General features: G+C 68.1%; 10 protein-coding genes. 4 read left to right on the forward strand and 6 right to left on the reverse strand.

Going from position 1 to position 12,582, the window contains the following annotated elements; translation table 11 throughout:
• Positions 1–22: 22 nt before the first annotated feature.
• From ACSHXN_RS15700 to ACSHXN_RS15715, 4 genes are read left to right on the forward strand one after another with little or no spacing between them, the layout of a single operon-like run.
• Positions 23–1,096, forward strand: coding sequence for an ABC transporter permease (locus tag ACSHXN_RS15700; protein ID WP_355134370.1), 1,074 nt, complete (start codon positions 23–25; stop codon positions 1,094–1,096).
• Positions 1,093–2,007, forward strand: coding sequence for an ABC transporter permease (locus tag ACSHXN_RS15705; protein ID WP_356106696.1), 915 nt, complete (start codon positions 1,093–1,095; stop codon positions 2,005–2,007). The genes ACSHXN_RS15700 and ACSHXN_RS15705 overlap by 4 nt, the downstream gene beginning before the upstream one ends.
• A complete protein-coding gene (locus tag ACSHXN_RS15710) occupies positions 2,004–3,002 on the forward strand; it encodes an ABC transporter ATP-binding protein (RefSeq protein ID WP_355134374.1) in 999 nt (332 codons plus the stop codon). Before ACSHXN_RS15705 ends, ACSHXN_RS15710 begins: the two co-directional genes overlap by 4 nt.
• A complete protein-coding gene (locus ACSHXN_RS15715) occupies positions 2,999–3,985 on the forward strand; it encodes an ABC transporter ATP-binding protein (RefSeq protein WP_356296522.1) in 987 nt (328 codons plus the stop codon). The genes ACSHXN_RS15710 and ACSHXN_RS15715 overlap by 4 nt, the downstream gene beginning before the upstream one ends.
• Before the next feature lie 111 nt (positions 3,986–4,096).
• Here ACSHXN_RS15715 and ACSHXN_RS15720 read toward each other — a convergent pair whose 3' ends face one another.
• The 6 genes from ACSHXN_RS15720 to typA form a co-directional block, all read right to left on the reverse strand.
• Positions 4,097–5,248 carry an ABC transporter ATP-binding protein gene (locus tag ACSHXN_RS15720; protein WP_355134378.1) on the reverse strand — a complete coding sequence of 384 codons (1,152 nt, stop codon included), beginning with the start codon at positions 5,246–5,248 and terminating at the stop codon, positions 4,097–4,099.
• Positions 5,241–6,299, reverse strand: coding sequence for an ABC transporter ATP-binding protein (locus ACSHXN_RS15725; RefSeq protein ID WP_355134380.1), 1,059 nt, complete (start codon positions 6,297–6,299; stop codon positions 5,241–5,243). Before ACSHXN_RS15725 ends, ACSHXN_RS15720 begins: the two co-directional genes overlap by 8 nt.
• 11 nt (positions 6,300–6,310) lie before the next feature.
• Positions 6,311–7,255 (reverse strand): ABC transporter permease, encoded by a 945-nt coding sequence (locus ACSHXN_RS15730; protein WP_355134382.1) that lies wholly within the window; start codon positions 7,253–7,255, stop codon positions 6,311–6,313.
• Positions 7,248–8,180: an ABC transporter permease gene (locus ACSHXN_RS15735; RefSeq protein ID WP_355134384.1), complete on the reverse strand. Its 933-nt coding sequence runs from the start codon at positions 8,178–8,180 to the stop codon at positions 7,248–7,250. Before ACSHXN_RS15735 ends, ACSHXN_RS15730 begins: the two co-directional genes overlap by 8 nt.
• A 144-nt stretch (positions 8,181–8,324) precedes the next feature.
• Entirely contained in the window at positions 8,325–9,950 is a 1,626-nt protein-coding gene (locus ACSHXN_RS15740; protein ID WP_355134386.1) for a peptide ABC transporter substrate-binding protein, read from the reverse strand.
• Positions 9,951–10,553: 603 nt separating this feature from the next.
• Complete coding sequence (gene typA, locus ACSHXN_RS15745) at positions 10,554–12,461, reverse strand: translational GTPase TypA (protein WP_355134388.1); 1,908 nt, start codon at positions 12,459–12,461, stop codon at positions 10,554–10,556.
• Positions 12,462–12,582 lie beyond the last annotated feature (121 nt).

The raw sequence follows: 12,582 nt of genomic DNA on the forward strand, positions 1-12,582 counted from the left end.
GCCACCGACCGAGTGAGTGCTCATGACCGCTGAAGCGACACCCGCGCTGGTCGAGGGGCCCGCCGCAGACCCGGGAGACACCGGGTCCGCGGCGGGCCGCGGGCCACGCGCGCGTACCACCACCGCGTATCTGCGTTATGTGGCGGGCAAGCTGACCGGCGCCGCCGTCTCCCTGCTCGCCGTCCTCGTCACCAGCTTCTTCCTCTTCCGGCTGATCCCCGGCGACCCGGTGAAGTTCATGACCGGAGGACGCCCGGTCTCGGCCCAGCAGATCGCCGCCTACCGCCGGGAGTTCGGGCTCGACCTGCCGCTGTGGCAGCAGTTCACGGACTACTGCGGCAAGGCGCTGACCGGCGATCTCGGGACCTCGTACCAGTTCCGGGCGCCCGTCCTCGACAAGATCACCGAAGCCCTGCCCAACACCCTGCTGCTCACCGGAACGGCCTTCGTCCTGTACACGGCACTCGGTGTGTACCTCGGCACCCGCTCGGCGTGGCGGCACGGCGGACCGGGCGACCGTCTCCACACCGGTCTGGCCCTGACCCTCTACTCGATCCCGTCGTTCTGGCTGGGACTGCTCCTGATCATCGTGCTGTCGGTCGGGGTGGGCCCTGTCCCGGGGCTGTTCCCGACCGGTGGCATGGAATCGGGCGGCGAGGAGGGCTTCGCCTACGTCCTGGACGTCGCCCACCACCTCGTCCTGCCGGTCGTCACCCTGGTGGCGGTGGAGTACGGGCAGACGCTGCTCGTCACCCGCTCGGCGCTGCTCGACGAAATGGGCAGCGACTATCTGACGACCGCGCGCGCCAAGGGCCTCAGGGACGATCTCGTACGGCGCCGGCACGCCGTCCCGAACGCGCTGCTGCCCACCGTGACACTGGTCTTCGTCAATCTGGGCCGAACCGTCGCCGGCGTCATCCTGGTGGAGACCGTCTTCTCCTGGCCGGGTCTCGGCGGGCTGTTCTACCAGGCGCTGAGCGTGCCCGACCTGCCGCTCGTGCAGGGCCTGTTCTTCGTCTTCGCGGCCGCGGTGATCGTGATGAACACCCTCGCCGACCTGCTCTATCCGCTGCTCGACCCCAGGGTGGGCCGATGACCGCCGAAACCGCCACGACCTCCGCCCCCCGCGCCCTCGCCCGGCAGCGGCGCCGCGCCGCTGCCGCCCGCTTCTGGCGGGAGTACCGCACCCATCGCGCGGGCCTCTTCGGGCTCGCCGCACTCGTGCTGTTCGCGTTGGTCGCCCTGACCGCGCCGCTGACGGTCGGCTCCGACGTGCAGAGCGTGACGGACGCACCCGGTGAGCCGCTGGAGAGTCCGAGCCTCCATTTCCCCCTCGGCACGGACCAGTTCGGGCGCAACCTGCTCGGTCTGGTCGTCTGGGGGTCGCGCGTCTCACTGCTCGTCGGGCTGCTCGCGGCCGTTCTGTCGGTGGCCATCGGGGCGCTCATCGGTGTCACCGCCGGGCACTTCCGCGGCTGGTACGCCACCGTGATCATGCGGATCACGGACTGGTTCCTGGTGATGCCGACACTGGTGCTCGCCATCGCGCTCGCCACCGTGATGTCGCGCTCGCTGGGCACGATCATCCTGGCGATCGGGGTCACGACGTGGCCCACGACCGCGAGACTGGTGCGGGCGCAGACGCTGGCGGTGGAGTCACGGCCGTACATCGAGCGCGCGAAGGCGCTGGGCGGCGGCCACTGGCACATCATGTCGCGCCATGTGGCGCCCAACGTCATGCCGCTGGTGCTCGCCCAGACGACGCTGATCATCTCGACCGCGATCCTCGCCGAGGCGACACTCGCGTTCCTCGGACTCGGTGACCCCACGATCGTCTCGTGGGGCGGGCTGCTGCAGGACGCGAGGGAGGCGGGGGCGGTCAGCTCGGGCGACTGGTGGTATCTCGTGCCGCCGGGCATCGCCATCGCGATCGTCGCCCTGGCGTTCACGCTGTGCGGGCGTGCGGTCGAGTCCGTCCTCAACCCCAGGCTGGGGGTGTCCCGTTGAGTCTGCTCGATGTCAGGAACCTCGAGGTGACCTACCCGGGCGGCGCGGCCGCCGTACGGGGCGTCGACCTCTCCCTCGCCGCGGGCGAGAAGCTCGGTGTCGCGGGCGAGTCGGGTTGCGGCAAGTCCACGCTGGCGCTCGCGCTGCTGCGGCTGCTGCCGCCGGGGACGCGGACCGGCGGCGAGATCCTGCTCGACGGCGAGGACGTGCTCACGATGAAGTGGGGCCGGCTGCGCGCGGTGCGCTGGGCCGGCGCCTCCATCGTGTTCCAGGGTGCGATGCACTCACTGAACGCCGTCCATCGCATCGGCGACCAGATCGCCGAGCCCATCCTGCTGCACCGCAAGGCGACCGCTGCGGGCGCGAAGAGGAAGACCGGCGAGCTCCTGGAGCACGTGGGCCTGCCCGCAGCGCGTGCGAACGCCTACCCGCACGAGCTCTCCGGCGGTCAGCGGCAGCGCGTGATGATCGCCATGGCGCTGGCCTGCGACCCGCGCCTGATCGTCGCCGACGAGCCGACCACCGCGCTGGACGTGATGATCCAGGCCCAGATCCTCCGTCTGATCGAGCGTCTGGTCAGCGATCAGGACCTGGGCCTCATCATGATCAGCCACGATCTCGCGGTACTCGCCGACACCTGCGACCGCCTGGCCGTGATGTACGCGGGCCGGGTGGTCGAGGAGGGGCCCGCACGGCAGGTCTACGACGACGCCCGCCACCCCTACGGCAGGGCGCTGTCGGAGGCGTTCCCGAGGATCGGCGACCCGGCGTCGCGGTTCGCGCCCCGCGGGCTGCCGGGCGATCCGCCGGACCCGGCGGCGCTGTCGCCCGGATGCGCCTTCCATCCCCGCTGTCCGGTCGTGCTGGACGTCTGCGCCACTCAGGACCAGGCCCTGCGGGAGGCGGGAGAGCGGCGGCGGGCGGCCTGCGTACACGTGGCGCCGGGCGTCGCGGTGACCGAGGAGGAAGCAGACGTGAGGAGCAGCACCTCATGACGACCGCCCCACTGATCAGTGTCGAGGGCCTGCACGTCACCTTTCCCGGCCGGCACGGCACGCCGCCCGCCCGGGCGGTGGACGGCGTGGACCTGCACATCCGGCCCGGCGAGATCGTGGCGCTGGTCGGCGAGTCGGGGTGCGGCAAGACGACGCTGGCCCGTTCTCTGCTCGGCCTCGTCCCCCCGACCGCGGGACGCGTCACGTTCGACGGAACCCCGCTCGACTACTCCTCCCGTGCCCTGAAGGCGTACCGGAAGCGGGTCCAGCTGGTGCTCCAGGACCCGAGCGGCTCGCTGAACCCTCGGCACACGGTCTATGACGCGGTGGCCGAGGGGCTGCGCATCCACGGTCACGGCGGTGACGAGCGGGCCGCCGTCACCGAGGCGCTGAACCGGGCCGGGCTCCGGCCGCCCGAGCGGTTCTTCCTGCGCTACCCGCACGAGCTCTCCGGCGGCCAGCGTCAGCGGGTCGTCATCGCGGGCGCGATGGTCCTCGAGCCCGAACTCATCGTCGCCGACGAGCCGGTGGCCTCGCTGGACGCCTCGGTGCGCGGTGAGATCCTCGCGCTGCTGCTGCGGCTGCGGGCCGAACTGGGCCTGTCCGCGCTGGTCGTGACCCACGACCTGGGTCTCGCCTGGAACATCGCCGACCGGGTCGCGGTCATGTACCTGGGCCGCATCGTGGAGACGGGCGACGTGGAGCAGGTGCTCACAGCCCCCCGTCACCCCTACACCCAGGCTCTGCTGTCGGTGCTCCCGGAGGCACCGGGCGCCCCGGTGGTCCTGACCGGCGAGCCCCCGGACCCGGCCCGCATCCCGTCCGGCTGCCGCTTCCACGCCCGCTGCCAGATTCTGGCGGGCGGGGAGGCGGAGGCGGCCGGCGTCGCGGACGCGTGCCGCACCACGGATCTGGAGGTGCTGGACGGCGGGGCGGGGGCCCAGGTCGCCTGCCACTGGGCGCGGGCGGGCGTGACCGCGTAGACACGCCCCGCCGGCGTTTCGCCGGGGCCCGACGATGTCGTACGGGCCCCGGAACGCCGGTTCCCGGCACACCTCGGACGAGGTGTGCCGGGAACCGTGGTCGACCAGGGATCAGGCGGCGTGGACGACGTCCTTCTCCTCGGCGAAGTGACAGGCCGACTCGTGGGCCGCCGGCGAGTCCGCTGCTCCCTTGAAACGCTCGGGAATCGCCAGGAGCGGAGCCTCCGAGGCGCACCTCTCCTGAGCCTTCCAGCAGCGGGTGCGGAAGCTGCAACCGGACGGCGGGTTGGCCGGCGACGGCACGTCACCGGTGAGGATGATCCGGTCGCGGTCCTCGCGGGCCTCCGGGTCCGGCACGGGAACCGCCGAGAGCAGCGCCTGTGTGTAGGGGTGCGTCGGGTGCTCGTAGATCTGCTCGTCCGAGCCGATCTCGGCGATCTTGCCGAGGTACATCACGCCCACACGGTCCGAGATGTGCCGGACGATCGACAGGTCGTGCGCGATGAAGATGTAGGAGAGGTTGAACTCGTCCTGCAGTCGCTCCATCAGGTTGATGACCTGAGCCTGGACGGACACGTCCAGTGCGGAGACCGGCTCGTCGCAGATGATGATCTCCGGGTTGAGCGCGAGGCCGCGGGCGATGCCGATGCGCTGGCGCTGACCGCCGGAGAACTGGTGCGGGTAGCGGTTGATGTACTCGGGGTTGAGGCCGACGACGTCCAGGAGTTCCTGGACCCTGCGCCGCCGGTCACCCTTCGGCGCCACCTCGGGGTGGATGTCGAAGGGCTCGCCGATGATGTCGCCCACCGTCATACGGGGGTTGAGCGAGGTGTACGGGTCCTGGAACACCATCTGGATGTTCCGGCGCACGGCCTTCAGGGCGCGTCCGGACAGCTTGGTGATGTCCTGGCCCTTGTAGAAGATCTCGCCCGCCGTGGCCCGCTCCAGGTTCATCAGGAGCTTGGCCACCGTGGACTTGCCGCAGCCGGACTCGCCCACGATGCCCAGGGTCTCGCCCTGGTGCAGGTCGAAGGACACACCGTCGACCGCCTTGACGGCACCGATCTGCCGCTTGAACAGGATCCCCTGGGTGAGCGGGAAGTGCTTCTTCAGGTTGCGCACCTGCAGGATCGGCTCGCCGCGCTCGACGGGGGCCTCGATCGCGTGGACCGCTTCCTCCTCGGTCCGCGCGTCGACGACGTCCACCTCGGAGACGTTCGGCGTGGCGTCCTGCGGCTCGTCGGTCTTGCTGAGCTCAGCCATGGATCGTCTCCTTCCAGAAGTGGCATGCCGAGGCGCGGCCCACCAGCTCGGTGCCGTCCTGCTCGGTGACCGGCAGCAGGTCGGGGACCTGGGTACGGCACACGTCCTGGGCCTTGGGGCAGCGCGGGTTGAAGGCGCAGCCGCTCGGGACGTGCAGCAGGTTGGGCGGCAGACCCTTGATCGCGTACAGCTCCTGGCCCTTCTGGTCCAGGCGCGGGATCGAGTCCAGCAGACCCCGCGTGTACGGGTGCGCGGGACGCTTGTACAGCTCGTGGACCGGGGCACGCTCCACGATCCGGCCCGCGTACATCACCGCGATCTTGTCGGCGACGTCGGCGACGACGCCGAGGTCGTGGGTGATCAGGATCAGGCCCATGTTGTACTCGCGCTGGAGTTCCGCGAGCAGGTCCATGACCTGCGCCTGGACCGTCACGTCGAGAGCCGTGGTGGGCTCGTCGGCGATGATCAGGTCCGGCTCCAGGGCCAGAGCCATCGCGATCATGATGCGCTGACGCATACCGCCCGAGAACTGGTGCGGGTAGTCGTTCACGCGGGCGGCCGCGGCCGGGATCTTCACCCGGTCCATCAGCTCGATCGCCTTGGCCTTGGCTTCCTTCTTGGACAGGCCCTGGTGGACCCGGAACATCTCGCCGAGCTGGTACCCGACGCTCAGCACCGGGTTCAGCGAGCTGAGCGCGTCCTGGAAGATCATGGCGATCCGCTGTCCGCGGATCTTGCGGCGGTCCTCACCGGACATGGTCAGCATGTCCTGGCCGCGGAAGCGGATCTCCCCCTGGGGGATCTTCGCCGGCGGCATGTCGAGGATGCCCATGATCGCCTGGGCGGTGACGGACTTGCCGGAGCCCGACTCACCGAGCACCGCGAGCGTCTCACCGGCGTTCACGCTGTAGTTGACGCCGTTGACGGCCTTGACCACGCCCTCACGGGTGTGGAACTCGACGTGCAGGTCACGCACTTCGAGCAGTGGGGTGCCGTCCGTCCCGCCGTCGCGCGGCGAGGGAACGGGAACGACTTCTTCGATGGTGGTCACGTACGCCTCCCTCAGCGCATCTTCGGGTCGAGGGCGTTGCGGACCGCCTCACCGAGCATGATGAACGCCAGCACAGTGATGATGAGCATGATTGACGGATAGAGCATGATCCACTGCGCCACGCGGATCTGGTTGCCGCCGTCCGAGATGTCGTTGCCCCACGAAACGCCGTTCAGGCCGAGGCCCAGGTACGACAGGGTCGCCTCGGCGGAGATGTAGATGCCGAGCGAGATGGTGGCGACGACGATCACCGGAGCCAGCGTGTTCGGCAGGATGTGCCGGAACATGATGCGCGGGGTGCTCGCGCCCAGCGCCTGGGCGGCGTGCACATAGTCGGCCTGCTTGGTGGTGATCACCGCACCGCGCATCACACGGGCGATCTGCGTCCAGCCGAAGAAGCTCAGCGCGCCGATGACGACCCAGGTCGTGCGGTCCTGGAAGGAGTTGAGCACGACCATGGTGCCGAGCAGGAACGGGATACCGAAGAACACGTCGGTCAGTCGCGACAGGACCGAGTCGACGATGCCGCCGAAGTAACCGGCGATCATGCCGACCAGGCCGCCCACGAGCGTCACCGCGATGGTGGTGCCGAAGCCGACGGCGATCGAGGCCCGGGTGCCGTAGATGACTCGGGCGAAGACGCTGCGGCCCTGCTGGTCGTAGCCCAGCCAGTCCGGCGAGCCGATGTTGCCCAGCCTGGGCTTCTGCAGGAAGTGCTTGGCCAGGTCGCCCGAGGTCGGGTCGACTCCGGTGAACCACCCCGGGAAGAAGGTGATCAGCAGGAGTATGACGATCAGCACCGACGAGACGATGAAGATCCAGCTCCGGCGCAGGTCCCCCCAGGCGTCGCCCCACAGGCTGCGGGTCTTCTCCGGCTTGGGCTCGGGCAGGTCCAGCGCCGCCTGGGGACCGGACGCCACAGCGTTCTTGAGGTCGGTCTTGGTCACGTCAGGCATAGCGAATCCTCGGGTCAAGGACCGCGTAGAGCAGGTCGACCAGCAGGTTGGCGAGGAGGTACACGATGACGAGGATGGTCACCAGGCCGACGAGCGTGGTGCCCTCGCGGCGCACGATCGACTGGGCGATGGTGCCACCCACACCCTGGATGTTGAACAGCCCCTCGGTGACGACGGCGCCGCCCATCAGCGCGCCGATGTCGGTACCCAGGTAGGTGATCACCGGGATCAGCGAGTTGCGCATGAGGTGGACACCCACCACACGGCGCTTCGGCAGACCCTTGGCGATGGCCGTGCGGATGTAGTCGGCGCGAAGGTTCTCGGCGATCGACGTACGGGTGAGCCGGGTCACATACGCCAGTGACGCGGTCGCCAGCACAATGGCCGGCATCAACAACTCATTGATGTTCGTCGAGTCATTGACGTTCGGTGGCAACCAGTTCAGGTTGAACGCGAAGACGACCTTGAGGATGTAGCCGAGGACGAACACCGGCACCGAGATCAGCAGCAGGGTGACCAGCAGGATCGCGTTGTCCGCGACGCGTCCGGCGCGCAGGCCGGCCGTGATGCCGAGGGCGATGCCCAGGACGAACTCGATCACGAACGCCAGCGCACCGAGCCGCAGGGTGACGGGGAACGCGTCACCGAGCACGTCCGTGACGGGCCTGCCACTGGCGATCTGCGTGCCGAAGTCGCCGTGCAGGATCATGTTCTTCATGTAGTGCCAGTACTGGACCAGGATCGGCTGGTCCAGACCGTACTGATGCCTCAGTTGCGCAATCACCTGCGGGCTGCCGCCCTTGTCACCGAACAGCCCTCGTACGGGGTCACCGGGCAGCGCGTAGACCATGAGGAAGATCAGCAAGGTTGTCCCGATGAACACCGGGATCATCTGGAGCAGTCGTCGTGCGACGTAGCGCCCCATCGTGCCTCCATGTCAGTCACGGCGGCAGCCGTCGGGCCCTTTCCCCGCGCACCGTAGGACGATGCGTGCGGAAAGGGCCCCCCGGCCACTGCCGTCCCCCGGGGCGCGGTGCCACCGCGCCCCGGGACAAACGGTCGATTGCGGTTACTTCTTGACCTGAACGCCGGTCAGGATCGGGTCGCCGTCCTGGGCGTACGCGACGCCGGTGACCTTGTCCGAGTAGCCCGCGTTGACCTTGTAGTACCAGAGCGGAATGCTCGGCATGTAGTCGGGCAGCTGCTTCTCGATCTCCTGGTACTTCTTCTCCGACTCGTCGAGCGAGCTCGCGCTGTCGGCAGCGGCGATCTCGTCGTCGATCTTCTTGTTGGAGAAGCCACCCTGGTTGCCGTCCGACTTGGTGCCGAACAGGTCGCGGATGAAGTTGGAGTTGAACGGGTAGTCCAGCACCCAGCCCGAGCGGTACAGCGACTTGACCTGGTGCGCGTCACGCGCGTTCAGGTCGGCCTGGAAGTCGGCCTTGGAGTCGCCGGTGCACTTGACGCCGGTGGCCTTGGTGATGGAGTTGCAGACCGCCTCCACCCACTCCTTGTGGCCGCCGTCGGCGTTGTACTGGATGGAGATGGCGTTGCCCGGGACGCCGCCGCCGGCCTGGATGAGCTCCTTGGCCTTGGCGGGGTTGTACGTGGTGACGTCACCGGCCGCGTTCGGCTGGTAGCCGAGGACGCCCTTGGCGACCCAGCCGGTGGCGGGCTCACGGGTGCCCTGGAGCACGGTCTTCGTGATGGTGTCGCGGTCGATCGCCATCGACAGGCCCTGGAGGACCTTCGGGTCGATGTCCTTCCACTGCTTGGTGTAGAAGGCGACGGCGATGGTCTGGATCGCCGAGTACGCCTTGTCCACCGCGCGGTCGCCGAGGTCCGTCTTGTAGACGGGCAGGTCCTTCGGCGCGATCTGGCGCAGGACGTCGACGTTGCCGGACTTCAGGTCCTCGTACGCCGTCTCGAGGCTGGTGTAGTTCTTGAAGAGCACACCGCCGTTCTTCGCGGCGTTCGGGCCCTTGTAGTCGGCGAACTTGGCAACTTCGATCTGCTTCTTGTGCTGCCAGCTGACGAACTTGTAGGGGCCGTTGCCGATCGGGTGCTCGCCCGCGGCCTTCGGGTCCTTGTAGAAGGACTCCGGCAGCGGGTCGAAGACCTCGTAGCCGAGCTTGTAGACGAAGTACGGGATCGGCTTCGACAGCGTGATCGTGAAGGTGCTGTCGTCGACGACCTTCAGACCGGACAGCTTGTCGGCCTTCGGCGCACCCTTGGCCGGGGCGACGTCGTCGTAGCCCTGGATGTCGGAGAACCAGAAGCTGTTGGTCTGCTTGTTCGCCGGGTTGGCCGCCCAGTTCCACGCCTTGACGTAGGAGTCGGCCGTCACCGGGGTGCCGTCGTGGAACTTCCAGCCCGACTTCAGCTTGACGGTGAAGGTCTTGTTGTCCTTGGAGTCGATGGACTCCGCGTTGACGTTGACGATCTTGCCGCTCTCGTCGTAGTCGACGAGACCCGAGAAGAGCGACTTGATGACGATGCTGCCGTTGGACTCCATCGTGTTGGCCGGCTGCAGAGGGTTCTGCGGCTCGCCCACCTCGACCGAGAACTTGCCGTTCGGATCGATCGCGGCCTTGCTGTCGCTGCCCTTGTCTCCGCCGCCACCACCACAGGCGGTCACGCCCAGCGCCACAACCGCGGCTATCGCGACCCATTTGGCGCTCTTCGCACCGCGCATGGGTTCCTCCTCATGAGTCCAATGGTTCACCACATGGAGAGGCATATGACACGCCACCGCCATCGGCTTTGTGGATAGTCAAGTGCCCCGCGCTCGTGAGTCGGCGCCGCCAGCAGCGCATGACCCATTGATCCGAGCTCTACGCGCCTAACTATCTGGCAGAAATCGTGGCCGAACCACATTCCTAAGGTCTCGGTTCGATCACACCTGGCGTGTACTTCTTCCAAAATCCGGACAAAGCGTTACCCGAAAGATCCATGCGAAACGGACTTGTTACACATCTACCGGTGTGAGGTGTCCGCATTCCGGACAGTCGGGGCCCATAATCCGGTTGCTTTTAGAATGAGTGTCCGGGAGGGGCGTCGAAGCGTGCCCCGACCCCGGCACGCAGAGTGCACACGCCGTCCCGTTCCGCTGGACGGACCCGTGTCGAGTTCGTCACTCCGGCAGCCCGAGCGGCGCCGACCGGGCGCATGTCGCCAAGCAGAGTAGACGCATCGAGCCCTTCACACAGGTGCCTCACCGGAATGCAGGGTTTTCCCTATCCCCTGCCCGAAAACGACGGCCGGGCCCCACGAGGGACCCGGCCGTTCGGGGAACTCGTCAGCCGTGCTTGGCGCGGCTGGCGGCCCGGGCGCGGTCACGCTGGTCGAGGACGACCTTGCGGATGCGGACGGACTCCGGAGTCACCTCGACGCACTCGTCGTCGCGGCAGAACTCCAGGGACTGCTCCAGCGACAGCTTGCGCGGCGGCACGATCGACTCGGCGATGTCCGACGTGGCCGACCGGATGTTGGTGAGCTTCTTCTCCTTGGTGATGTTGACGTCCATGTCGTCGGAGCGGGAGTTCTCGCCGACGATCATGCCCTCGTACACCTCGGTGCCGGGCTCGATGAAGAGCGTGCCGCGCTCCTGGAGGTTGGTCATCGCGAAGGCGGTGACGCTGCCGGAGCGGTCGGCGACCAGCGAGCCGTTGTTACGGGTCTGGAGGGGACCGAACCAGGGCTCGTGGCCCTCGTGGATGGAGTGGGCGATACCCGTGCCGCGCGTGCCGGTCAGGAACTCCGTACGGAAGCCGATCAGACCGCGTGAGGGCACCACGAACTCCATGCGCACCCAGCCGGAGCCGTGGTTGGACATGTTGTCCATACGGCCCTTGCGGACGCCCATGAGCTGCGTGACCGCGCCCATGTGCTCCTCGGGCACGTCGATCGTCAGACGCTCGACGGGCTCGTGGACCTTGCCGTCGACGTCCTTGGTGACGACCTGCGGCTTGCCGACGGTCAGCTCGTAGCCCTCCCGGCGCATGGTCTCCACCAGGATGGCGAGCGCCAGCTCACCGCGGCCCTGCACCTCCCAGGCGTCCGGACGCTCGGTGTCCAGGACCCGCAGCGAGACGTTACCGATCAGCTCGCGGTCGAGGCGGTCCTTGACCTGGCGCGCGGTGACCTTGCGGTCCTTGACCGTGGCCTTGACGTTGGCGCCCTTGCCGGTGCCGCCCCGGCCGACGAGCGGCGAGGTGTTGGTACCGATGACCATCGAGATCGCGGGCTCGTCGACCGTGATCAGCGGCAGCGCGACGGGGTTCTCCGGGTCGGCGAGGGTCTCGCCGATCATGATGTCGGGGATACCGGCGACGGCGCAGATGTCACCGGGGCCGGCCTTCTCCGCGGGCTTGCGGGTGAGGGCCTCGGTCATCATCAGCTCGCTGATGCGGACGTTGCTGACCGAACCGTCGCGCTTGATCCAGGCGACGGTCTGGCCCTTGCGCAGCTCGCCCTGCTCCACGCGGAGCAGCGCGATACGGCCGAGGAAGTTGTCGGCGTCGAGGTTGGTGACGTGGGCCTGGAGCGGCGCGTCCTCCTCGTACGTCGGGGCCGGGATGTGGTCGAGGATCGTGGAGAAGAACGGCTCCAGGCTGTCGCTGTCGGCCGGGACCGTGCCGTTCTCCGGCTTGGTCAGGGACGCGATACCGTCACGGCCGCAGGCGTAGACGATCGGGAACTCGATCTGGTCCTCGTCCGCGTCCACGTCCAGGAACAGGTCGTACGTCTCGTTGACGACCTCGTCGATACGGGCGTCGGGGCGGTCCGTCTTGTTGATGCACAGGATGACGGGCAGCCGGGCCTGGAGCGCCTTGCGCAGCACGAAGCGGGTCTGCGGCAGCGGGCCCTCGGAGGCGTCCACGAGCAGGACGACTCCGTCCACCATCGACAGACCGCGCTCGACCTCGCCGCCGAAGTCGGCGTGGCCGGGGGTGTCGATGATGTTGATCGTGATCGGGTCCCCGCCGTCCTTGGGGTGGTAACTCACCGCCGTGTTCTTGGCGAGGATCGTGATGCCCTTCTCACGCTCCAGGTCGTTCGAGTCCATGACGCGGTCGTCGACCTGCTCGAGCTGGTGAGCGGCGAAGGCACCGGCCTGCTTCAGCATGCCGTCGACGATGGTCGTCTTGCCGTGGTCTACGTGGGCGACGATGGCGACGTTGCGGATGTCGTGGCGCGTGGCCATGATGTGGCGTACTCCCGGGTGTGAGGACGGCCTGCGCGATCGTTAGCGCCGGCCTGCCGGGCTGAACAGCGCCTCGGCCATGTCCCATGGTAAAGGGAGGCCGCCGTCCGGGCTTGCCGGG

The sequence above is a fragment of the Streptomyces sp. HUAS TT11 genome (assembly GCF_051553595.1).
Lineage (GTDB): Bacteria > Actinomycetota > Actinomycetes > Streptomycetales > Streptomycetaceae > Streptomyces.